This is a genomic window from Williamsia sp. Y853, assembly GCF_056786495.1.
Genome location: NZ_JBXCJC010000001.1, coordinates 584072 through 605420, shown reverse-complemented (window position 1 = coordinate 605420; position 21349 = coordinate 584072). Strand labels below are relative to the sequence as shown.

Below are 21349 nucleotides of genomic sequence, written 5' to 3'. Positions count from 1 at the left end.
ATAGCCGAAGTTGAAGGAGCGAGAACAATGGCTGAATTCGATCTGGTCATCAAGGGCGCCCAGGTGGTGCGTCCCGGCAGTGAGGCACCAGAGCTGCTCGACGTCGCCGTCTCCGGCGGCACCTTCGCTGCGATCGAGGCGGACATCGACGCCGACCGCGCCGCCGAGGTCGTCGACGGCACCGGCAAGCACCTGTTTCCGGGCGTCGTCGACGTTCACCAGCACTGGGGCATCTACAACACGCTGTCCGAGGACGCTGCCACCGAGTCGAAGGCGTCTGCACAGGGCGGTGTCACCAGCGGCATCACCTACATGCGCACCGGTGCGTACTACTTGAACAAGACCGGCCCGTACAAGGAGATCTTCCCGGAGGTCCTGGAGGCCACCAAGGGTCGCGCGTACACCGACTACGCGTTCCACATCGCTCCGATCATGAAGGAGCACATCGACGAGATCCCCGACCTGATCGGCAAGTTCGGCGTCCCGTCGTTCAAGATCTTCATGTTCTACGGCGCGCACGGCCTGCACGGCCGCTCGACCAACCAGGCGTCGTTCTTGATGCTGCCGGAGGACCAAACCTACGACGTTGCGCACTTCGAGTTCGTCATGCGTGGCATCGAGAAGGCCCGCCGCGACCCGCGTTTCGCGAAGGATAAGGACAACATCTCGCTGTCGCTGCACTGCGAGACGGCCGAGATCATGCGCGCCTACACCAAGCTGGTGGAGGACGAGGGCAAGCTCACCGGTCTGGAGGCCTACAGCGCTTCGCGTCCGCCGCACTCGGAGGGTCTGGCCATCACCATCGCGTCCTACCTGGCGCACGAGACCGAGCTGCCGAACATCAACCTGCTCCACCTCACCTCGCGTAAGGCGATCGAGGCGGCCATGACGATGCAGCAGGCGTTCCCGCACATCAATTTCCGTCGCGAGGTGACCGTCGGCCACCTGCTCGCGGACTTCAACACCGCTGCCCCGGGAGGCAAGGTGAACCCGCCGCTGCGTTCGCGAGACGACGTCGAGGCTCTGTGGGAGCACGTCATGGCGGGTAACTTCTCGTGGGTCACCTCCGACCACGCGTGCTGCAAGGACGAGGCCAAGTTCGGTGAGCCCCGCGAGGACGTATTCCTGCAGAAGTCGGGGTTCGGCGGCGCCGAGTACCTGCTCCCGGGCATGGTCAGCGAGGGCCGCAAGCGTGGCCTGAGCTACCCGCGCATCGCCGAGCTCGTCTGCAAGAACCCGGCCGACCGCTACGGCATGGCGAACAAGGGCGACATCGTCGTCGGCTACGACGCGGATTTCTGCCTGCTCGACGACACCGTCGACTACACGGTGCGCGCCGCGGACTCGCTGTCGGTCCAGGAATACACCCCGTTCGAGGGCTTCAACCTGACCGCCAAGGTCACCGACACCTTCCTCCGCGGCAACGGCGTGTTCCGCGACGAGAAGATCGTCGGCGAGCCCGTCGGCCAGTTCGTCCGTCGTTCGGGCGTCGAGGCCTGATCCACGGCTGAACACCACGAGATGGGGCGCGACCGGAATCCGGTCGCGCCCCTCTGCGTGGTCTGCGGCGATCCGGGACCGAAGTGGGGGCGCCGACGAGGTGGGGGTGTCGAGCGCGTCACGCGCGCTGCAGGGTCTCCTGCGCGGCGCGGATCACAGCACCGTCGATGAGTCGACCGTGGGCGTCTACGGTCACTCCGCCATCGGCGGCGGCAAAGCGGTCGAGGATGTCGCGTGCGGCGGCGACCGCGGCATCGCTCGGTGCCAGCACCTCGTGGATCACCGGGATCTGGCCCGGGTGGATCGCAGTGCGCGACCGGAAACCGAGTTCGACGAGCTCACGGGTGCTTCGGGCGAATGCGTCGAGGTCCCTGAAGTCGGTGGAGGTCGGTGCCACCGGCGCCGGCAGCCCGGCAGCGGCCGCGTTCAGCACGACCTGCGCCCGTAGGCCTGTCACGGCGGAGACGGTCGCGTCGCTGCGCGCCATGCGGAGATCGCCGAGCAGATCCACCTCGCCGACCGCGAACGTGGTGAGCCGCGGATGCCGCGCCAGCACCGGAAGATCGAGGATCGCGGCGGCGTCTTCGACGAGACCGACAACCGGGAGCCTGCCGACGCCGCGTTCGGCCTCCAGCCGCTCCAGGAGTTCGCCGACGGCGTCGAGGATGGCCACCGAGCACTTGGCCAGCAGGATGCCCGACAGTGCCGGCCAGACGACGGCGTCGCAGTCGGCGTCGGCGAACGTCGGGTCGACGCGCACCCACGTCTGCGCGCCCTCGCTGCTCGATCCACGCTTGATGAGGAAGTCGCGTACCGCGGCGCGGGCGGCGCCCTTGTCGGCGAGGGGAACGGCGTCTTCCAGGTCGAGGACGACGGCGTCGGCGAGGCCTGCGACGGCCTTACCGAACAGCGGCGGCTTGTTGGCGGGGACGTAGAGGAACGACCGGGGGAACACAGCGGGTCCTTTCACGGAGGGCAGGAAGAAGCGTCAGGAGCGGATGCGCTCGGTGATCGCCCTGGCTGCGTCGACGACGAGGGCGCCGTGCGCCTGGTGCGAGTCGAAGTCGTACCGGAAGGCCGGGCCCGACGAACTGATCGAGCCCATCACGTTGCCCGCGGCGTCGAAGATCGGTGCGGCGATCGAGGCCGCGCCGGTCCCGCGTTCGTCGAGCGAGATCGCGTATCCGCGCTCGCGGATCTGGTCGAGTTCCCGCCGGTAGCCGTCCTCATCGAAGTCCGGATTGATCGACCGGAGGTCGTGCACGGCGTCGTCGATGAACGACCCCGGCAAGAACGCCAGGATCGCACGGCTGGACGCGCCGAAGTGTAGTGGCAGCCGGACGCCGATCTCCACGACCATCTTGACCTCCTGCGGCGACTCAACTTGATCGAGGTAGACGCGCTCCTTGCCGGTGAGCACCGACAGGGTGATCGTTTCCTGTGTCTGGTCGCGGAGTCGGCGCAGGATCGGCGCAGCCAGCGAGCGCACGTCGATTTGGCTGAACGCACGCGCCGACAGTGCCGCGGCCGCCGGACCGAGCATGTACTCGGAGGTGTCGGGCACCGTCTGTAGCAGCGAGCGGGCGACGAGGGAACGCAGGATGCGATGCACCACCGCCTTGCTCAACGACAGGCTTCGCGCGATCGCCGAGACACCGAGCGGGGCGTCAGACCGGGCGAACAGCAGCAGGACATCGGCCACGCGGTCGGCCGCCTCGGTACCGCCAGACGTGGCGGTGCCCATCGGGGTTGTGTCTGCCATCAAAGGCCTCCCTTTTGCCGTCGGCGAGCGCCGACACGGCGGTGATCGCCTCGTTGGCCCAGTCGGCGCCGCCGACTGACAGTAGCTTGGCAGGCTTGGCCGCAACGTCGGAGTAGGCGAGGCCAGGCACAGCCGCGGCCGGCACGTCGAGTGTGATCGCGACCGCACGGTTGGCGACCAGCGGTTCGATGTGCCCGGGCCTCACACGTGCTGCGATTGCGAAGCTCAGCGCCGCGTAGTGGCAATCCGATTCCACCGGACTGTTTCTTCTATCGGAACGCTCGATTGCGAGCTCCGCCGATCTCATGCGTCGCACCCGATCGGCCGAGTTTCGTGAAAATATGGCCTTACCGCACCCTTTTCCACGGTTTAAGAGTAACGCACGGCACATTTGAGGTGAGTGGCGTCACATGCTAGGTTGAGATTCATCGCGTGTTACGTTCCGTCTAGCGGAACACTTGTCGAGGTGTGTTGGATTCGGAGTCCGAGTAGGAATGGACGCCACGTCAGGAGCGGACGAAATGAGAAGAAGAAGGCTGGTGGCGGCACTCGCCGCCGCACTCGGTGCGGTACTGATAGCAGGCTGCGCCAGCGGGGTGGCCGGCGACGACGAGATCGCGATCGGGACCCTGCACCCGCTCACCGGGGTCAACGCCGGCGACGGAGCTCAGCTGGAGAACGGCGCGAAGCTCGCGGTCGAGACCGTCAATGCTGCGGGCGGCATCAAGTCGCTGGGTGGCAAGAGGCTCGTGATCGCCCCCGGCGACACCAAGGGTTCGGCCAAGACGGGGCAGAGCGAAGCGCAGCGCCTCGTCAGCAATGGCGTCGTCGCGATGATCGGCAGCTACCAAAGCGGGGTATGCGCCAACGTCGCTGTCGTCGCCGAGCGCAACGAGGTGCCTTATCTGATGGACATCTGCGGCGACAACTCGATCCTCGAGAACGGGTACGAGTACACCTTCCGCATGCAGCCGCCGAACTCGCGGTTCGGCGCGAGCACCGCCGACTACGTCAAGGAGGTGACCGATCAGGCCGGCACCGAGGTCACAAAGGTCGCCTACCTGCATGAGAACACTGCCTTCGGCAACGGCGTGTCGGCGGCGTTCAAGAAGCGTGCTGCTGAGATCGGTCTGCCGATGGGCCCGGAGATCTCCTACGCCGCGGCGAGCGTCTCTGATCTCACCACCCAGATCGCACGGGTCAAGGCCAGCGGCGCCAACATCCTCGTCGTCTCCGGTTACTACCGCGACGGCGTGCTGGCAGCCAAGGCGGTCGCCACCGTGAAGCCGCAGCTCGACGCGGTGATCGGCGCGGCAAACGGCGCGTTCGACCAGCCGCAGTTCCCGAAGGACGCCGGAGCCGCAGGCGATGGCTACTTCGATGTGAACTACCACATCAACGACAAGAGCAAGGAAGGTCAGGACTTCGTGCAAGCGTATGAAGAGCAGTTCCACGACACGCCTCGTACCGGAGCGGCTCTGGCCTACGACTCGGTGATGGTGATCGCCGCAGCGCTGGAGAAGGCCGGCTCCGACGACCCGAAGGCGGTGCGCGATGCTCTCGGCCAGACCGACGTGACCCCGGTGGTCTTGTCGGACGGCCCGGTGCGATTCGACGAGACCGGTGAGAACCTGTCGACCCTCCCCGTTCTCACGCAGGTCCTCGACGGAGCTCCATTCGTCACGTACCCGCCGCAGTATGCGGTCAAGCCGATCGTGTTCCCGGCAGGACCGGGTCGATGAGCGCGCCGCATACGAGTGCGGAGGTGAGCTCGGACGAGGGCACCTCGAGCATCGGGGCCCGGGCGATCGCCGGCGTCAGGTCGTCGATTCCGTCGGCCGTGATGCTGGTGGTCCTCGTCGTCCTCTTCTGCGGGGCGCTCATCCGCTCCGGCAGTATGGCCGTCACCTGGCAGGCGGTAATCACAGGCATCATCACCGGCGGCGTCTACAGCCTGCTGGCCATGGGTCTGACGATGATCTTCGGTGTCCTCGACATCGTCAATTTCGCCCACGGCGCGTTCTTGACGGTCGGACTGTTTGTCACCTACCAGTTCGTCGAGTCGACCGGGATGAATCCGTACATCGCGCTGCCGATCGCCATCGCGGCACTGTTCATCTTGGGCATGGGAGTGCAGAGCCTCCTATTGCACCGCACCATGGGGTCGCTGGAGAGCCAGCTGCTGATCACCATCGGTCTGTCGTTGCTCATTGCCAACGTGCTGCTGATGATCTTCCGCGGCGATCCGCTGTCGGTGAGCCTGTCGTCCGATCCGGGCGTGAACATCTTCGGTGCGGTGGTCACCCGCTCACACATCATCGCGTTCGTCGGTGCGTTGGTTCTCGCCGGTCTGGTGTACCTGCTGCTCAACCGCACCTCGTACGGTCGCGCGATCCGCGCAGTCGCCGCCAGCCCGCAGGGCGCCGGCCTCGTCGGGATCAACGTCCGTTCGGTCTACGCGGTCACTTTCGGTCTGGGCGCGGCGTGCGCCGGTGCGGCGGGCATGCTCATCGCACCGTTCACGACGATCTCCCCGACCGCGGGCGAGCAGTTCAACATCCTGGCCTTCGTCGTGGTCGTCATGGGCGGCCTCGGCAACGTGATGGGCGCCCTCATCGGCGGTCTGATCGTGGGCCTCGTCGAGCAGCTCGGCGGTGTCGCGATCGTCGGTCAGAGCCCCCTGCTCGGCGTCTTCATCTTGTTCCTGCTGATCCTGTTGATCCGTCCGCAGGGCCTGTTCGGAGGTTCGAGCAAATGACAACCGCGCTCACCCGCATGCTGCCGAAGTCGCCGGTCGGCGCGAACGGCTCGCGTAACTGGACCCGCCCGCTGGTGTTCCTGGCGATCGTCGTGGTCGTCTCGGCGTTCACCCCGCTGGTCCTACCTGATGCCCGTCAGGCCGTGGCCATCAACATCCTCATCATCGCGATGATGGCGACCGGCTGGAACCTGATGAGCGGCTACGGCGGCATGTTCAGCTTCGGCCACGCAGCGTTCTTCGGAATCGGCGCGTACACCGACGCCTATCTGATCGTCCACTTCGGCATCTCGCCGTGGATCTCGCTGTTCATCGGTGCCGCATTCGCGGCGCTGGTCGCGATGATCATCGGCTATGTTGCGTTCCGCTACAAGCTGCGCGCTGCGTACTTCGCCTTGGCGACGTTCGCGTTCGCCGAGATGCTCCGCCTGCTGGCCACCAACACCGACTTTCTCAACGGCACCGCGGGACTGCACGTCCCGCTACTCACGGACGACTCGTGGTGGATGCTGCAGTTCGACGCGAATGCGCCGCAGTACTTCTACATCGGCCTGGCCCTGCTGGTCATCTGCGTGCTGATCACGATGTGGTACCTGCGCTCGCGGCCGGGTATCTACACCGTCGCCATCCGCGACAACGAGGAGGCCGCCGACTCGCTGGGCGTCGACGTGATGCGCGTCAAGCTGACGACGATGGCGCTCTCGGCCGCGATCACCGCGGTCGCCGGAGTGTTCTACACCCAGTACTACATCTTCGTCGACCCGGACATCGCGTTCGGCAGCGAGCAATCGGTGCAGGCCATCACCCCGGCCGTCATCGGCGGCATCGCGACCATCGCCGGCCCGATCGTCGGGGCCCTGATCATCGGTCCGCTCAACGAGCTGACCGCCGAGTTGGGCCGCACGCCGCCGGGGTTCCTGGACTTCCTCGCCGGCCGCAGCGGTCTGGATGTGGTCGTCTACTCGATCCTGCTCATCCTGATCGTGCTGGTGCTGCCCAAGGGAATAGTCGGGACGATCAAGAACTGGTGGAGACAACGATGACCAACGTTCTCGAAGTACGGGGCATGAGCAAGTCGTTCAAGGGCGTGCACGCGCTGGCCGATGTCGAGCTCGATGTCCCCGAGGGCTCGATCGTCGGCGTGATCGGCCCGAACGGTGCAGGCAAGACAACTTTCTTCAACTGCATCACCGGCACCATCACCCCCGACACCGGCTCCGTCCGGATCTTCGGCAAGGACGCGACGGGGCTCTCGCCGCACCGCATCGCCCACGCCGGCGTCGGCCGCACCTTCCAGCTGATGCGCCCGTTCGGGACGATGACGGCACGGGAGAACGTGATCACCGCGGCGCTGACCAAAGGCGGCTCGCACAGTGTCGCGCAGAAGCGCGCCGACAAGGTCATCGAGGCGACCGGCATGGCCGAATGGGCCGACATGGTGTCCGACTCACTGCACACCGCCGCGCTCAAGCGACTGGAGCTGGCGCGCGTGCTGGCCCGCTCGCCCAAACTGCTGCTACTCGACGAGGTTCTCGCCGGCCTGGTCCCGTCCGAGCGGACGCCGGTCGTCGAACTCCTCGCCGAACTTCGGGAACGCGAGGGCCTGAGCATGGTCTTCATCGAGCACATCATGGCCGCTGTCATGCGGCTGTCCGACTCGGTCGTCGTCTTCGACCGCGGCCGGGTGATCGCCTCAGGCAATCCCGAGGCGGTCGTTGCCGATCCGACTGTCCAAGAGGCCTACTTGGGAACGGAGATCGCTGATGCTTGAGATCGACAACATCACTGCCGGATACGGCAAGCTGCAGATCCTGCACGATCTGAGCATCCACGTCGACGCAGGCGAGCTCGTCTCGGTGGTCGGCGCCAACGGCGCAGGCAAGACCACAATGCTCCGCGCCATCAGCGGACTCATCGAGACCCGCACCGGCGAGATCCGGTACGACGGTGCGAAGATCTCCGGGCTCAAGCCGCATCAGGTCGTGCGGCACCGGGTGATCCAGGTGTCCGAAGACCGCGATCTGTTCGGTCCGATGACGGTGGAGCAGAACCTGGTGCTGGGCGCGTGGACTCGCGACAAGAGTGCGGTCGATGAGGAGATGGGAAAGGTCTTCGAGCTGTTCCCGATCCTCAAGGAACGGCGCAAGCAGACCGCGCAGACCATGTCCGGCGGTCAGCAGCAGATGGTGGCGATCGGCCGCGCCCTGATGTCGCAGCCGAAGCTGCTGATGCTCGACGAGCCGTCGACCGGTCTGTCGCCCAAGCTCACCTGGGACGTTCTCAACGCCGCCGCGGCGATCCGGGAGACCGGCATCGGCGTGCTGCTCGTCGAGCAGAACGCGGCGCAGGCGCTCGCCATCTCCGACCGGGCGTATGTCCTGGAGAGCGGCAGCGTCGTCCTCGAGGGGCCCGGTAAGGAATTGGCGGGCGACGAGCGAGTGCGGAAGGCCTACCTGGGACTATGACCGAGCAGACGACGACACTCGACGCCGACCAGCAGGCGGCGCTCGCCGCGGCGACGAGCCTGGGGACGTGGGCCGCAGACCTGACCTGGGGGTCGGTGCCCGCACCGGTGCGCGACCGGCTGCGGCTGGTGCTGTTGGATACCCTCGGCGTCACCATGCTCGGGGCGCGGCTGCCGGAGCGCGCCGGGCTGGTCGACGCGTGGACGCCGGGCGCCGGCGACGCCCCGCTGATCGGCGTGGGTGTGTCGACGTCGCCGGAGATCGCCGCGTGGCTCAATGCGACCGCGTTGGTGAGCCTGGAAATGGACGAGGGCAACAAGTTCGCCGGCGGACACCCTGCCGCGCATGGCTTCCCCGCGGTCCTCGCGCTCGCCGCGCAGCTCGACGCCGACGGTCCGTCGACCGCGGCCGCGCTCCTGGTGGCGTACGAGGTGGGCGCGCGGTACGGCCGCGCGTCAACCGCGGTTCCGGGACTGCACCCGCACGGCAACTGGGGCTTGACCGGGCCGGCCGCCGGCTGCGCCAAGCTCCTCGGGCTCGACGCCGCGGGCATCACAGCGGCCGTCGACGCGGCCAGCGGCATGCCGATCGCCGGACCGTTCTCAGCGGCACTCGACGGCAACCCGGTCCGCAACGAGTGGATGGGCGCTTGCAACATGTCCGGCCTCGCCGCGGCCCGTCTGGCCAAGGCCGGGATGGCGAACCCGACCGGAATCGCCGCCCACGGTCTCGGCCGCCTGCTCGGCACGTTCGACCCGGCCGTTCTGCTCGAGGAGCTGGGGGAACGCTGGGACATCGGCCTGGGCTACTTCAAACGGCACGCGTCCTGTGCGTTCACCCATCCGGCCGCCGACGCGACCCTGGTGCTGCGTGAGCGGCTCGGCGACGCGGGGGTCGACGAGATCACCGGCGTCCGGGTCTCGACCTACTCCGCGGCGGCGAAGCTGCACCGCACCCGCTGGAACAACCGGCTCGCCGCGATGTTCTCCATCCCGTATGTGGTGGCGACCGCGCTCCTGCACGGCCGCGTGGCACCCGACGGTTTCGACTCATCGTCGACCCCGGAGTTCCTGGCCATGGCCGACCTCGTCGAGGTGGTCGCCGATCAGACGTTCGACGACCGGCTGCCGGATGCTCGCGGCGCCGCCGTCGAGATCACCCTCGCCGACGGCCGCGTGCTGCGGGAAGAGGCGGCCAATCCGATCGGTGACGCGGCCCGGGAGCCGTTCGACCACGAGCGCACCGTCGCCCTGCTGCGCGATCTGCTCGGCGACGGCGACACCCTGGCCCGTGTCCTGGAAGCGGCGTCGTCGCTGCCCGACGCGCGTGGCGTCCGCGCGGTGCTGCACACCCTGATCAACCCCTGACCGGAGGAGTCCTACATGAAGATCTTCGCGACCACTCCGCTCCACGTCGGCGCCGACGAACTCGCGCGCCGTCAGCAGCGGTACGACACCATCGCGCCGGAGGGCCTCACCGTGACGCTGCACGACCTGCCAGAGGGCGCGCCGACCAGCCTCGACTCGGCCGACGACATCGCGCGTTCGGACGAGTACGTGCACGCGGCGCTCGCCGGTGCGCCCGCCAGGTTCGACGCCGTGATGCCCGATTGCGTCCTCGACCCGGCCGTCGCGCGCCTGCAGGACGAGCTCGACCGTCCGGTGATCGGCATCCTGCGCATGAACCTCGCCTACGCGGCGGCACTCGGCACCCCGACCGGCGGCGTCGTCCGCAACGACGCGATCGCCGCCGAGATGCGGCGCGTCGCCGACGTCTACGGCTGGACGAAGTGGCTGACCGACGTGGAGATCCTCGATCTGCCGTTCGACGCGGTCGGCGAGGGCCCCGAGTGGCAGGCACAACTCGACGCGGCGGCCGCCTCGCTCGCTCCGCGTGGCGTGCGGTCGCTGCTCAACGGCTGCTCGGCTGTCGACGTCGACCCCGACCACCCGTCCGCCGTCCCGGTGGTCGACCCGGTGATCCGGGCCCTGGAACTCGTCGCGGCAGGAGGCAGAGCGTGACCGCCGAAGGACCCGACCTCGTCGTCGCCGGCGCCGGCGGCGGACTGATCGCCGCGCTGCGCGCCGCTCAGCTCGGGCTGGACGTCCTGGTGGTCGAGGCCAGCGAGCACTTCACCCGCGGCAACAACACCTCGATGTGCACCGCGATGATCCCGGGCGTGGACAGCCGGTTCCAGAGGGAGTTGGACATCGAGGACTCAGCGGACCTCTTCGCCGCGGACGTCGACCGCAAGACGAAGGGCTCCGGCGACCAGCGTCTGGCGCGCACCCTGGCCGGGGTGAGCGGCGAGATGGTCGAATGGCTGGCCGACGAGGTCGGTCTGGAGATCTCGTTGATGACCGACATGCACTACCCGGGCCACTCGGTCGACCGCTGCCACACCATCCCCGAACGGCACGGCAACGCGCTGATCGACCACCTGGCGCGGTCCGCCCGCAACCACGCGAACATCGACATCCTGGTGCCCGCGCGACTGACCGACGTCGAGCTCGACGACGACGGAAAGGTGTGCGCGGTCGTCGTCGCCAACCCGTCCGGCACCACCGAACGCATCGAGACGCCCGCCGTGCTCCTGGCCACCAACGGCTTCGGCGCCGACCACGCGATGGTCGAAGAGCACATGCCGGAGATCGCCTCGGCCATCTACCACGGCAGCGAGACCTCGCTCGGCGACGCGCTGCGCATCGGCACCGAACTCGGTGCGGCGTCGGCGTACCTCGACGCGTACCAGGGCCACGGTGCGCTCGCCGCCAAGTCTGCGACGCTGCTGGGCTGGGCGACGATCATGCACGGCGCGATCATGCTTGACACCACCGGTCGTCGCTTCGCAAAGGAGACGAGTGGTTACTCCGAGTTCGGTCCGTACCTGGCGCAGCGCCCGGGCGCGACGGGCTGGGTCGTCTTCGACCGCCGAGTCCACGACCTGTGCGAGCCGTTCACCGACTTCCGGCAGACCGTCGAGTCGGGCGCGGAAGTCTGGGCCGACGACGCCGCGGGTCTGGCCGAGGTCACCGGTCTGCCGGTGGAGGCCGTCGTCGCCGAGCTCGAAGAATCGGCGCGCGCCGCGCGCGGCGAGATCGAAGACCGCTTCGGCCGTGAGTACGAGGCGCCCCTTGGGGCGCCGTACGCCGCTGTCCGCGTGGTGCCGGCGCTGTTTCACACGCAGGGCGGCCTCGTCGTCGACGAGAAGGCGCGTGTGGTCGACTCCGACGACAATCCGATCCCGGGTCTGTTCGCCTCCGGCGGCGCGGCGGCCGGGGTGTCCGGGCACGGTGCCGGCGGTTATCTGGCTGGCAACGGTCTGATGCCCGCGTTTGGCCTGGCGTACCTCGCGGCGACCGTGGTCGCCAATGGCTGATCTCACCGACGTCGAACGCGACGCGCGGGAGTTCGTGCAGCGTGCGGCGGGTTTCGCGCAGGTGGTGACATTTGGTCGGGCCGAAGAACCCGTCGGACGCACCACCAGTGCGTTCCTCGCCGACGACTGGACCGTCGAGATGGTCCAGCGCCGCGTGCACCGGCGCAACGCGCAGATCGAACGCGACCCGCGGGTGCTCGTCAGCTGGGTCGGCTCGCCGTCGCCCGATTCGGAGAACGACTCACCATGGACGTTCGACCTCGGCTTGACCATTCCGCGCGTCGTGTTCGTCCGCGGCACCGCCCAACTGCTCGATGCCGACGAGACGTGGGACATCTACCACCACCACACCGAACGGTTGCGCGCCGCGGGCCACGTGAAGGCGCCCCGGCGCGAGCGCGCCGAGATCGACGAGACCATGCGTGGGGTTCGGGTGACCCCGAGCGGGATTCGCGTCGAGGGGTTCGGCGAGGGCGCAGAGGCCTTCGCTCTCCCCATTCCATGACCGCAGATGCAGTGAAGGGACCACACCGATGATCAAGGCACTTCTCGGTTACGACATCGTCGAGGGCGTCAGTGAAGAGGACTACGAGCGCTGGCTGTTCGACGTCCACGCACCCGATTTGCTGGCCAACCCGCACGTGGACCGCATCGTCTTCAACAAGATCCTGTATCCGGTGACGTCGGCGTCGGGCGGCACCGCGCAGATCCCGCCGAGCCAGAGTTTCTACCGGATCGCCGAAATGCACTTCGCCGACCACGACGCCTACCAGGCGTACCGGGCGTGGTTCGACGAGAACCCTCTGGCTGCCGAGCGTGGTCCGGCCGGGCGCACCGACTTCAGGTTCTATCTGATCGGCGAGAGCACCGTGGTGGAGCGCGACCAGTGACAACCTTCGATGCGTCGAAGGTCGTGCTCGACGTCCCGGCGCCCGAAGTGACTGATCGCCTCGCGAATCTCGCGATGACCGTCTACTCGGCGGCCACCGTCTCCGGCGACACGGCCGAGGCGTTGGCCCGGTCGCTGCGGGCCGATGCGTTGGGCGAGCCGACCGCGGCAGAGTCGTCCTGGGCCGACCTCATCGCCGCCTCGACCGGGTTCCCGCTGCTCGGGACCGGGCGCGTGGCGCCGACGTATCCGGCGCTGATGTGGGACGGCGCCCGTCTGGCGGCTGTGGCGCCCGACCGACGGTGGGCCCCGCTGCTCGCCGCGCTGGCCGCGGCACCGGCCGGTACCGGACTCGAGTGTGTCGGGCGGGCGGTGGCCGCCGGTCTCTGCGTGCTCGACGAGACCGACGACCTGCTGGGAACCGCACCGCTCGCGTATCTGACGTCCGCGACGCTCGCCGCGGCGGCGGCCGCGTCCCTCGTGGGGCCTGCAGAGGGAACCGACCTGGCGTCGGTACTCGATCTCGCGGCGAGTCTGCAGGTGTTCACCCCGGGCGCCCGTCATGTCGGCTGGGCTGCGGGGCACGCGGCTGCCTCGGGGTGGCTGGCCGCGACGCTGCCCGCCGACGCGATCACTCCCATGCCGGGCAGCGTGGTGCACACGCTGTCGGCGGCGGCCGGGCGACCGGTGGCGGCAGGCAATGACGTACCCCGCACCGTCGACGATCTGCTGGGACATCTGTCATGAGCGGGCCACAGGTCCTGCTCAATCTCGCGCGTCCGCGCGGCGTGCAGGACCCGCTGGTGGCGGCGCAGCGCGCGGTGCGCGCCGGCGCGGACGGCGTCGGGTTCGCCGACAGTCCGCGACTGTTCCCGGACCCGTTCCTGAGCGCGGCGAGCCTGCTCAACTCCACCGATGCGGCCCTGTCGGGGCCGTGTGTCATGGGCTTGGGGCTGCACCATCCGAGCGTCGTCGCGCAGTCGTGCGCAACGCTCGCCGACCAGTTTCCGGGCCGCGTGCTGACCGTCGTGGGCCGCGGCGAGAGTTCTCTGGTCAACGAAGGGCTCCCGGTGCCGTCCCTGCGGGCGTACCGGGGTCTGGCCAAGGAGTTCGTAGCCCGTCTCGACTACCTCGCGCCGCAGACCGGGCCGATACTGGGTGCTGGGTCGGGACCGCGCACCATCGAGGTGAACGCTCAGGTCGTGGGCGGTGTGCTGCTCGACGTGGGTGCTTCGGCGCCCGTCGTGGCACGTGCGATTGCGACTGCACGTGCCGCCCGCCCGGACACCTCGTGCTGGCTGTTCCTGCGCGGCGTCGTGACCGCGGACGACGCGCAGGCGCGCGAGGCCGCTGCGCCGATACTCGGGTCGTGCGCGACCCGTCTGGTCAGTTCGCCGCAGTGGTACGGCGTCGCCGACGACATGGTCGACCGGGTAACGGCGGTCGCCGCGGCGCACGACTACCGCCGGCACGGGACTGTCGAGGCGTCCGCGGCGCAGGGCTCGGACAGGGAGGCGCAGGAGCTGATCCGCGACCTTTTCCTGCTCACCGGCTCGGCCGACGAGATCGCAGCCCGCCTGCGTCCACTTGCCGATCTCGGCGTCGACGGTGTCGTGCTCGCCGGCGGCACCGCCGGCGTCGAAGACCGTCTGGCGGCCACCGTCGCGGCGGTGCGCGCCGGCCTGGCCCACAGTGGGAGGAGATGAAGAGATGACCGACTTGGTGCTCGATCTGGCTGCACTGGGCCGTTTTGTCGCCGACACCGATCGCTGCGATATCCCCGAGGAGACCTGGACGTTCGGGCGTCTGCTCCTGCTCGACTCGCTCGGCGCGTTGATCGGCGGCCTTCGATACCCAGCAGTTCAGCGGCTGGGCCAGACCCTGCAGATCGCCGACGAGGAGGCCGGCGGCGTGCCGTTCGCCTGGACGACGACGCTCGGCTCGGCGGCCACCTGGCTCGACGCCGACTCCGGCGGCTCGTTTCACCCGGCGGGCGCCCGGCTTCCACCTGTGCCGACTGCCCATCCCGCGCCTCACGTGCTGCCCGCGTTGCTACACGCGCTCGCCGGCAGGGGCGTTGACGACAGAGACGTCGACGACGATCCGGCAATCGCAGCCTTCGTCCTCGGGTGTGAGGTGGGACTGCGGTTCGGCGTCGGAACGTCGTTGCGTCCGGGTCTGCACCCTCACGGCATCCACGGTCCGATTGCCGCCGCCGTCGCCATGAGTGCGCTCGCGGGCGCTGACGCAGAGCAGTCGACGCGAGCGATCGAACTGGGCGGTTCGCTGCCGCTGGCCGCCACGCTCGCCGTCCCTGTGCACGGCGGGACCGTGCGCAACCTGTGGACCGGCCTCGGCTCGTATTACGGTGCGCTCGCTGCCGCGTCCGCTGCGTCGGGGACTGTCGACGAGGGTCTGCTCCAGGCGCTCTACGACGGGGTCGTCACCACAGACGCCGACGTCGACGAGATCACCGGGCAGCTGGGGGAGCGGTGGCGGATGCGCGACAGCTACCTGAAGCCGTACGCGTGCGCCCGTTGGGTCCACCCGACTCTCGACGCCCTGCAGATAGCGCTGGCCGCCGCGGGCGGTCCGGCGCCCTCGGACATCGTCGCGATCGACATCGACACGTTCGCGTTCGCGGCGTCCCTCGACAGCGATGGTGCCGAGTCGGATCTTCACGCCCGCTTCTCAATTCCGCGCTGCGTCGCCTCGGTGGTGCTCGACGGACGCTTGGATGCCGACGGATTCCTACCCGAGCAGTTCGACCGGCCCGACATCGGCATGTTGGTCAATCGTGTGCACCTACGCGAGGTTCCCGCATTCAGCGCCGAGCTGCCGACCAACCGCCCGTCGCAGGTCACCGTCCGGACCGTGTCGGGGAACTTCACCGCCAAGGTCCGCAACGCACGTGGCAATCCCGGGTCGGCGCTGACCGTCGACGAGGTGGTCGAGAAGTTCCGCGGCAACGTCGGACAGTTCCTGCCCGTTGACGTCCTCGATCCGGTGATCGGCACACTGACCGGCCCCGACGCGCGCGGCTCCGCCACGACGACGCTGCGCGACCTCGCCGTCGCGGTCCGCTCGGCCGTCGTCTGACGGCGGACACTCACGAGGATTGCCTTGATCAACTCGCGGTTCGGCGCAGCGATTCGCCAGTATTCGACGCTCGCCCCCGACTACGTTCATCGAGGTTCCGCACGCCGGTGGCACTCTCGGATCAGGTACCGGTGAGCACCGCGGATATCTCTTGTCCGGCTTCCCGGATCAACGTGATGATCCTCGTCCGGCGTTGGGCATCGGTACGGAAGATGGGTGCCGCCGTCCCGATCGACGCGACGACTTTGCCGTGTGAGGTGATGGCTGCCGCGGTACCCCAGATCCCGTCGTCGACCTCTTCGTAGCTTTCGGTCCAACCCTCCGCGCGGACCGCGTCGAGTGACTCGTGGCCCAAGAGGCTGGCCGACGCCGGATCGAGGGTCGGCAAAACCTTGGCGAGGTGTTCGTCGCGTTCCCGAGGGGTCATGGAGGCCAACAAGACTCGGGCCATCGATCCACGATGCAGCGACATCGCCTGTCCCCGATCGAACTGAAGTCGAACGGGGCGACGGGATTCGACGCGATCGACGCAGTAGACGGCGTCTCCGCTGCGGCGCGCGATCAGCACGGTCTCGTCGATCTCGTCGCGGATACGGGTGATGTATGGGAAAGCGATGTCCATCAACGGTGGACGGGCGGCTTCGCAGGCCGCAGCGAGGCCGATGACCATGTCTGTGACGCGATATGCGCTGTCGGGTGCGCCTTCGAGTAGTCCGACTTCACGCAACAATGCGACGTATCGATAAGTAGATGTCGCCGATAGTTCGAGTTCGCTGGATAGTTCGGCGACTGTCCAGGTCGGGCGTTGCGCGGTGAAACACAACAACGTGTTGAGCAGTTTTCGACTGCTCCCGGCACCTGAGACGCGGTGCTCTGTCGAACCGTTGACCATCTGGCGTCATTCTCCTCAAGGATCGGGGGCTCGTACGAACCCCCCACATCGGTTCTCAGTTCCCACATTATGCAGATGCCGAAGGCGTCAAGTGAGGTGAAGGCAGCAATTTAACATTTCTACAATATGGTGGGGCTACAGTCGTATTCTGGCAATCAGTCCGCCGAGGTTTGGCGCAGAAGAAAGTGGGACCGGCATGTTCGTGCACCAGGGCACCCTGACACTACGTAGTGATGTCACCGCCGCGCAGATCGATGACATCATCAGCGGACTGCTCGACCTCCCGAACTCGATTCCCGAAGTTGCCGTCGCCCAGGTCGCGCGGGATGCGGGGCTTGCGCAGGGTAACGCGCACTTGACCTTTCGGATGAGTTTCGTCGACGCCGCGGCGTGGCAGGCCTACCGGGTCCATCCCGCGCATGTTTCGGTGATCAAGGACTTCATTGCCCCGGTACTGGAGTCCAAGGCCTTTGTCCAGTACGACGAAGCGGCCATGGCCACCTCCTGATGGAAACTTCCTCAAAGCATCGCGACGGGGGCAACACCGGCGCGGACGGTGAAACGAACAGTTCCAGTGCGGGTTTCGGGGGAAGCCTGCCGCTGGGACACCGGCCGGCGCTGATCATCATCGACCCGGCTCGGGCGTACACCGAACCGACGTCACCCCTGTTCGCCGGTGTCGACACCGCAGTGGATGCAATGATCGCGTTGCGTGAGCGGGCGGCAAGCGCCGGCATTCCGATCGTGTTCACCCGCGTCCACTACGCCGACGAGGCGGGGGTCCTGGGCGGTCGCTTCTACCAGAAGGTCCCGTCGCTGCGGTGCTTTGTGGAGGGTAATCCGCTCGGCGACTACATCTCCGGCCTCGAGCCGCGCGACGGCGAGGTCGTGGTCACCAAGCACTATCCCAGCGCGTTCTTCGGGACGGACCTCGCCGCGGCCTTGCATACCCGTGGAATCGACACCCTGCTGATCACGGGACTGTCGACGAGCGGTTGCGTTCGGGCAAGCACCATCGACGCCATGCAGCATGGATTCATCCCCGTGGTCGTCCGGGAGGCGGTCGGCGACCCGAACCCCGATGCCCACCGATCCAATCTGCGGGACATCGCCACCAAGTGCGGTGAGGTTCGATCGCTCGACGAGATCTACCGGTATTTGGACGATTTGGCCTGACGCCGCCCGTCGGAACTTTCCATATCGTGGGAATAGGCGACGAATTCCAGCGCCGCAGACTTGATTTACGTAAAGGTTACAGAAGGCATGGTGCGGATCGTTCGCGCCCGATTATGGGCGTTTCGCAGTCCGGAACGCTACTGAAAGACCAGGTCAGGGTCGTCGTCGGCACCATTTGGGCTGGATCCGAGTCCGCTCCGCCACGGCTTGTTCACACGTACGAAACATACGGTTAGTCATTTCCGCATGGTGGGTGCTGATCGACTTTCTGGGTATTGACGTTGTTAATCCAGCCACATAATCTCCTCAGTATCCACTATGTGGCGGACGCGTTTCCGCATTGCGATAGGAACTTATGAACGTCGAGTTGGGCCAACAGGCACGAGCCAGCCTCCAGTTCCTCGGCGCTGTCCAGGAGTTTGCCGGCGGGACCCTGCAGAAGCGGGCAGCGGAGGAGTACGAGCGGGCCGTTCCGAATCCACCGTCGGATCTCGACGATCAGCGTGAATCTGTCTATGCGGCGCTTGAGGATTCCTCTGCATGGGCCTTCGACAGGTTGATCACCCGGTGGGTCGCCGAGGAGATCTACGTCCGCGCACTTCCGGCCATCGAAACGATCCGGCCAGAAGCCGAGCAGTTCCTCGAGGTGACGAACCCGAGTGGATCCCTGACCCTCGATTCAGATCTGGTGCCGCCCACGTACTGGGAACATGGCTTCCACCTCACGCCTGGAGGCTGGGACGGACACGATCTGATGGGCCCGGCCATCTCGGAGCTCGCCTTTGTCTACGTACTCAGTCCCGGCGGGGTCGGGGCAGTGCGAACCGGTGAGAATCTGAACGATCAGCGCACCATGGTCGCGGCCGAGGCCCCGCGCGAGAGCTATCGTCACATCGTCGAATTCGGCGCCAGCGGTGGGCGATACACATTCAAGTTGCGGAGTGCTTACCCATCCGCTGCGATCACTGCGGTTGAGTTGTCCGAGACCGCGTTGCGGTTCGCCTACGCTCAGGCAGCGGTTGTCGACGCCCGCATCGACTGGGTGCAGGCCGCCGCCGAGAACAGTGGATTGCCGGATGGCTGCGCTGATCTCGTCACCAGCTACACGCTCATGCACGAGGTCCCCGAATCGGTGAACCGCCAGATCGTCGCCGAGGCCTTCCGCGTCCTCGAACCCGGTGGTGACCTCGTCATCAGCGAAATCGCGCCGTACGAACACCATTCGGCGTTCCGGGCGGTGGTGCTCGACTGGGAGACCGAAAACCGGGGTGAACCGTACTGGCGTGAGGTGATGGCGATGGATCTCCCGGCCGCCCTCGCGGCCGCCGGATTCGTCGACATCGAAGCCTATGGGGTCGGTGGCGGGATCTACCCCTGGATCACCCGAGCGCGAAAGCCCCTGACGACGAACGGAACCGACCAATGAGCACCGTTGACATCCCGGCAGGCGAGCAGGCGGGCCGTCCCGACTACCTCGGTGACACCAAGACCGACGATCTTGCCCGGATGCTGTTGGAGCTGACTTCTGAGGTCTGGGCCCTGCGCGACCGCAACGTGATCCTCGAGCGCCTACTGTCCGAACACGGCGTACTGTCTGCCGGCGAGGTCGATGCGTATCAGCCCGACGAGCAGTTGGCCTCGGATCTGTTGGCACAGCGCCGATCTCTGGTCCGACGGGTACTCGGTGCGGTGCTGCCATCCGATGAGCGCACCGCTGCCGCCCTGCGCAATCACTGACTGCATTCCCGTGTCCGCCCGAAGTAGGTGCGGACTGCCATTTTCTTCATCACTCACCACACTCACCAGGAGTAGCCACATGTCCCTGCAATCTTCGTTTTCCGGGATCTCGCGGGGCGCGAGCACCCGCCATCGCCTGCGCCGGCTCGGCACCGTCGGAATCGGCATGATCGTCGCGACCGGACTGGTCAGCGCCTGCGCCCCCGACGAGTCGTCCGCTACGAGTAGCGACAGCATCGTGATCGGTACCTCGACTTCGATCAACCCACTGACCGGTCTGAACTCGTCGTACCAGACGTACCAGTACAACGCCTTCGATTCGTTGGTGCGCTGGCTCGCCGATGACGAAGAGGCGCAGCCTCGTATCGCGACCGAGTGGACCAACGTCGACGCCCTCACCACCGACTTCACAATCCGCGATGGCGTGAAGTTCCACGACGGCACGACCTTGACGGCGCGCGATGTGGCGTTCTCCTTCAACGAGATCATCGCCGAGAAGTTCGTGACGGCGTCCAACCTCGCAAACATCGAAAGCGTCACCGCACTGGATGATTCCACCGTGCGGATCGTCACCAAGACACCGGAGCCTTTGCTGCTCAACATCGTCGCGCAGGTGTTCATCGTGCCGGAGGCAGCCTGGGAGGCCGCCGGTGGTGCGGACGGGTTTGCCGCCCACCCAATCGGCAGCGGACCTTACGAGATCACTGACTTCGACATCGAGAACTCGGTCACCTTCGAGGCTTTCGACGATTTCTGGGGTGAGGCACCGGCAACCGATACGGTCGAACTGCGGTACTTCTCCGACTCCAGCGCGCTGGCCTCGGCCTTTGAGTCCGGACAGCTGACGGTGGCGCACGAACTGCCGGGCGCATCGCTGCAGACACTGAAGGGCGATGACCGGTACGAGGTCACCGCATCGTTCAGCGGCAGCCAGAACATGTTCCAGTTCAACACCAACAAGGCGCCCTTCGACAACGAAAACGTCCGTCGCGCAGCCAACCTCGCCATCGACGCACCCGCTCTCGTCGACGCGCTGACCTATGGGGCAGGCACACTCGAAGACGGCCAGTTGCCGATCGAGGGCGTCTTCGGCCATACCGACACCATCTCCCGTCCGGATTACAACCCCGACGAGGCCCGCAAACTGCTGACCCAGGCCGGCGCCGAGGGAACCCCGATCACCATCTCCGGGATGTCTCTCTACCGGCCCCTGCTCGAGGCGATCGGTGGCCAGTTGGCCGAGGTCGGGTTCAAGCCGACGATCGAGGCGAACGAGACCGCGGTGTGGTTGCAGCAGTTCCGTTCGGGCACCGACGCCAACATCTTCTTCCGTGGCACCTCGTACACCGGCGTCTTCGATGCAGATCGCCCGTTCTCGTTCATCTCACAGGGCGAGCGTCCGTTGGTGAACGACCCGAAGTGGACCGAGCTGTACCAGGCCACCAAGACCGAGATGGATCGCGATGTGCGCGAACAGAAACTGATCGCTGCGAGCCAGTACCTGTTCGACAAGAACTACGTGCTGTACACCTACGGACGTCCGTCGGTCGGAGCCGTTGTCGCCGGAACCACCGGGGTCGATTTCGGTACCGGCATCATGTTGCAGTTCGACACCGTGTCGACCTCGTCGAACAGCTGACCCGACAGGCCGCAGCTGACCAGACAAGCTGCAGCTGACCCGAGAACGAAGGC

23 protein-coding genes are annotated in these 21349 nt (G+C 66.9%); 19 read left to right on the top strand and 4 right to left on the bottom strand.

The window, feature by feature from the left end; genetic code table 11:
* Window positions 1–27 precede the first annotated feature (27 nt).
* Window positions 28–1500, top strand: coding sequence for a dihydroorotase (locus AC1TPF_RS02975; protein WP_482142573.1), 1473 nt, complete (start codon window positions 28–30; stop codon window positions 1498–1500).
* Between the two features lie 118 nt (window positions 1501–1618).
* On the opposite strand, the gene AC1TPF_RS02970 is transcribed toward AC1TPF_RS02975, so the two are convergent.
* Genes AC1TPF_RS02970 through AC1TPF_RS02960 form a run of 3 tightly spaced genes read right to left on the bottom strand, consistent with a single transcriptional unit; the run spans window position 1619 to window position 3569 of the window.
* The gene (locus AC1TPF_RS02970) at window positions 1619–2455 is read right to left on the bottom strand and encodes an HpcH/HpaI aldolase/citrate lyase family protein (protein ID WP_482142571.1); all 837 of its coding nucleotides are present in this window, start codon (window positions 2453–2455) and stop codon (window positions 1619–1621) included.
* A 33-nt stretch (window positions 2456–2488) separates the two neighbouring features.
* Window positions 2489–3262: an IclR family transcriptional regulator gene (locus AC1TPF_RS02965; protein ID WP_482136584.1), complete on the bottom strand. Its 774-nt coding sequence runs from the start codon at window positions 3260–3262 to the stop codon at window positions 2489–2491.
* Window positions 3168–3569, bottom strand: coding sequence for a hypothetical protein (locus AC1TPF_RS02960; RefSeq protein ID WP_482142570.1), 402 nt, complete (start codon window positions 3567–3569; stop codon window positions 3168–3170). The genes AC1TPF_RS02965 and AC1TPF_RS02960 overlap by 95 nt, the downstream gene beginning before the upstream one ends.
* A 214-nt stretch (window positions 3570–3783) precedes the next feature.
* Here AC1TPF_RS02960 and AC1TPF_RS02955 point away from each other — a divergent pair, with 214 nt between their 5' ends.
* The 13 genes from AC1TPF_RS02955 to AC1TPF_RS02895 are packed head-to-tail and all read left to right on the top strand — an operon-like array spanning window position 3784 to window position 15852.
* Complete coding sequence (locus AC1TPF_RS02955) at window positions 3784–5004, top strand: ABC transporter substrate-binding protein (protein ID WP_482136586.1); 1221 nt, start codon at window positions 3784–3786, stop codon at window positions 5002–5004.
* Window positions 5001–6020: a branched-chain amino acid ABC transporter permease gene (locus AC1TPF_RS02950; protein WP_482136587.1), complete on the top strand. Its 1020-nt coding sequence runs from the start codon at window positions 5001–5003 to the stop codon at window positions 6018–6020. Before AC1TPF_RS02955 ends, AC1TPF_RS02950 begins: the two co-directional genes overlap by 4 nt.
* A complete protein-coding gene (locus tag AC1TPF_RS02945) occupies window positions 6017–7063 on the top strand; it encodes a branched-chain amino acid ABC transporter permease (RefSeq protein ID WP_482142569.1) in 1047 nt (348 codons plus the stop codon). Before AC1TPF_RS02950 ends, AC1TPF_RS02945 begins: the two co-directional genes overlap by 4 nt.
* The gene (locus AC1TPF_RS02940; protein WP_482136589.1) at window positions 7060–7791 is read left to right on the top strand and encodes an ABC transporter ATP-binding protein; all 732 of its coding nucleotides are present in this window, start codon (window positions 7060–7062) and stop codon (window positions 7789–7791) included. The genes AC1TPF_RS02945 and AC1TPF_RS02940 overlap by 4 nt, the downstream gene beginning before the upstream one ends.
* Entirely contained in the window at window positions 7784–8485 is a 702-nt protein-coding gene (locus AC1TPF_RS02935; RefSeq protein ID WP_482136590.1) for an ABC transporter ATP-binding protein, read from the top strand. The genes AC1TPF_RS02940 and AC1TPF_RS02935 overlap by 8 nt, the downstream gene beginning before the upstream one ends.
* The gene (locus AC1TPF_RS02930) at window positions 8482–9852 is read left to right on the top strand and encodes an MmgE/PrpD family protein (protein WP_482142567.1); all 1371 of its coding nucleotides are present in this window, start codon (window positions 8482–8484) and stop codon (window positions 9850–9852) included. Before AC1TPF_RS02935 ends, AC1TPF_RS02930 begins: the two co-directional genes overlap by 4 nt.
* A 15-nt stretch (window positions 9853–9867) precedes the next feature.
* Complete coding sequence (locus AC1TPF_RS02925; RefSeq protein ID WP_482142566.1) at window positions 9868–10506, top strand: aspartate/glutamate racemase family protein; 639 nt, start codon at window positions 9868–9870, stop codon at window positions 10504–10506.
* Window positions 10503–11864 (top strand): FAD-dependent oxidoreductase, encoded by a 1362-nt coding sequence (locus AC1TPF_RS02920; protein WP_482142565.1) that lies wholly within the window; start codon window positions 10503–10505, stop codon window positions 11862–11864. Before AC1TPF_RS02925 ends, AC1TPF_RS02920 begins: the two co-directional genes overlap by 4 nt.
* Complete coding sequence (locus AC1TPF_RS02915; RefSeq protein WP_482142563.1) at window positions 11857–12369, top strand: hypothetical protein; 513 nt, start codon at window positions 11857–11859, stop codon at window positions 12367–12369. The genes AC1TPF_RS02920 and AC1TPF_RS02915 overlap by 8 nt, the downstream gene beginning before the upstream one ends.
* A 28-nt stretch (window positions 12370–12397) precedes the next feature.
* Window positions 12398–12754, top strand: a complete 357-nt coding sequence (locus tag AC1TPF_RS02910; RefSeq protein ID WP_482136595.1) for an EthD domain-containing protein — start codon at window positions 12398–12400, stop codon at window positions 12752–12754.
* A complete protein-coding gene (locus AC1TPF_RS02905) occupies window positions 12751–13500 on the top strand; it encodes a hypothetical protein (protein ID WP_482142561.1) in 750 nt (249 codons plus the stop codon). The genes AC1TPF_RS02910 and AC1TPF_RS02905 overlap by 4 nt, the downstream gene beginning before the upstream one ends.
* Window positions 13497–14459: an LLM class flavin-dependent oxidoreductase gene (locus tag AC1TPF_RS02900; protein ID WP_482142560.1), complete on the top strand. Its 963-nt coding sequence runs from the start codon at window positions 13497–13499 to the stop codon at window positions 14457–14459. The genes AC1TPF_RS02905 and AC1TPF_RS02900 overlap by 4 nt, the downstream gene beginning before the upstream one ends.
* 4 nt (window positions 14460–14463) lie before the next feature.
* A complete protein-coding gene (locus tag AC1TPF_RS02895; RefSeq protein ID WP_482142559.1) occupies window positions 14464–15852 on the top strand; it encodes an MmgE/PrpD family protein in 1389 nt (462 codons plus the stop codon).
* A 121-nt stretch (window positions 15853–15973) separates the two neighbouring features.
* Here the strand turns inward: AC1TPF_RS02895 and AC1TPF_RS02890 are convergent, their stop codons facing one another.
* The gene (locus AC1TPF_RS02890) at window positions 15974–16744 is read right to left on the bottom strand and encodes an IclR family transcriptional regulator (RefSeq protein ID WP_482136599.1); all 771 of its coding nucleotides are present in this window, start codon (window positions 16742–16744) and stop codon (window positions 15974–15976) included.
* Window positions 16745–16940: 196 nt separating this feature from the next.
* Between AC1TPF_RS02890 and AC1TPF_RS02885 the strand changes: the two genes are divergently transcribed.
* From AC1TPF_RS02885 to AC1TPF_RS02865, 5 genes are all read left to right on the top strand, one after another.
* Window positions 16941–17252, top strand: coding sequence for a Dabb family protein (locus AC1TPF_RS02885; RefSeq protein ID WP_482136600.1), 312 nt, complete (start codon window positions 16941–16943; stop codon window positions 17250–17252).
* The gene (locus tag AC1TPF_RS02880; RefSeq protein WP_482142557.1) at window positions 17252–17920 is read left to right on the top strand and encodes an isochorismatase family protein; all 669 of its coding nucleotides are present in this window, start codon (window positions 17252–17254) and stop codon (window positions 17918–17920) included. Before AC1TPF_RS02885 ends, AC1TPF_RS02880 begins: the two co-directional genes overlap by 1 nt.
* Before the next feature lie 355 nt (window positions 17921–18275).
* The gene (locus AC1TPF_RS02875) at window positions 18276–19346 is read left to right on the top strand and encodes a class I SAM-dependent methyltransferase (RefSeq protein WP_482142555.1); all 1071 of its coding nucleotides are present in this window, start codon (window positions 18276–18278) and stop codon (window positions 19344–19346) included.
* On the top strand, window positions 19343–19657 hold the full coding sequence (locus AC1TPF_RS02870; protein ID WP_482136603.1) for a hypothetical protein: 315 nt from the start codon (window positions 19343–19345) through the stop codon (window positions 19655–19657). Before AC1TPF_RS02875 ends, AC1TPF_RS02870 begins: the two co-directional genes overlap by 4 nt.
* Before the next feature lie 79 nt (window positions 19658–19736).
* Complete coding sequence (locus AC1TPF_RS02865) at window positions 19737–21296, top strand: ABC transporter substrate-binding protein (protein WP_482136604.1); 1560 nt, start codon at window positions 19737–19739, stop codon at window positions 21294–21296.
* The last annotated feature ends 53 nt before the right edge of the window (window positions 21297–21349 follow it).

Coding starts and splice junctions, on each gene's coding strand:
- AC1TPF_RS02930 (WP_482142567.1), top strand. CDS start 8,482: ATGACCGAGCAGACGACGACACTCGACGCCGACCAGCAGGCGGCGCTC.
- AC1TPF_RS02950 (WP_482136587.1), top strand. CDS start 5,001: ATGAGCGCGCCGCATACGAGTGCGGAGGTGAGCTCGGACGAGGGCACC.
- AC1TPF_RS02865 (WP_482136604.1), top strand. CDS start 19,737: ATGTCCCTGCAATCTTCGTTTTCCGGGATCTCGCGGGGCGCGAGCACC.
- AC1TPF_RS02960 (WP_482142570.1), bottom strand. CDS start 3,569: ATGAGATCGGCGGAGCTCGCAATCGAGCGTTCCGATAGAAGAAACAGT.
- AC1TPF_RS02890 (WP_482136599.1), bottom strand. CDS start 16,744: ATGGTCAACGGTTCGACAGAGCACCGCGTCTCAGGTGCCGGGAGCAGT.
- AC1TPF_RS02975 (WP_482142573.1), top strand. CDS start 28: ATGGCTGAATTCGATCTGGTCATCAAGGGCGCCCAGGTGGTGCGTCCC.
- AC1TPF_RS02965 (WP_482136584.1), bottom strand. CDS start 3,262: ATGGCAGACACAACCCCGATGGGCACCGCCACGTCTGGCGGTACCGAG.
- AC1TPF_RS02910 (WP_482136595.1), top strand. CDS start 12,398: ATGATCAAGGCACTTCTCGGTTACGACATCGTCGAGGGCGTCAGTGAA.
- AC1TPF_RS02875 (WP_482142555.1), top strand. CDS start 18,276: ATGAACGTCGAGTTGGGCCAACAGGCACGAGCCAGCCTCCAGTTCCTC.
- AC1TPF_RS02895 (WP_482142559.1), top strand. CDS start 14,464: ATGACCGACTTGGTGCTCGATCTGGCTGCACTGGGCCGTTTTGTCGCC.
- AC1TPF_RS02915 (WP_482142563.1), top strand. CDS start 11,857: ATGGCTGATCTCACCGACGTCGAACGCGACGCGCGGGAGTTCGTGCAG.
- AC1TPF_RS02955 (WP_482136586.1), top strand. CDS start 3,784: ATGAGAAGAAGAAGGCTGGTGGCGGCACTCGCCGCCGCACTCGGTGCG.
- AC1TPF_RS02870 (WP_482136603.1), top strand. CDS start 19,343: ATGAGCACCGTTGACATCCCGGCAGGCGAGCAGGCGGGCCGTCCCGAC.
- AC1TPF_RS02880 (WP_482142557.1), top strand. CDS start 17,252: ATGGAAACTTCCTCAAAGCATCGCGACGGGGGCAACACCGGCGCGGAC.
- AC1TPF_RS02935 (WP_482136590.1), top strand. CDS start 7,784: ATGCTTGAGATCGACAACATCACTGCCGGATACGGCAAGCTGCAGATC.
- AC1TPF_RS02900 (WP_482142560.1), top strand. CDS start 13,497: ATGAGCGGGCCACAGGTCCTGCTCAATCTCGCGCGTCCGCGCGGCGTG.
- AC1TPF_RS02945 (WP_482142569.1), top strand. CDS start 6,017: ATGACAACCGCGCTCACCCGCATGCTGCCGAAGTCGCCGGTCGGCGCG.
- AC1TPF_RS02925 (WP_482142566.1), top strand. CDS start 9,868: ATGAAGATCTTCGCGACCACTCCGCTCCACGTCGGCGCCGACGAACTC.
- AC1TPF_RS02885 (WP_482136600.1), top strand. CDS start 16,941: ATGTTCGTGCACCAGGGCACCCTGACACTACGTAGTGATGTCACCGCC.
- AC1TPF_RS02940 (WP_482136589.1), top strand. CDS start 7,060: ATGACCAACGTTCTCGAAGTACGGGGCATGAGCAAGTCGTTCAAGGGC.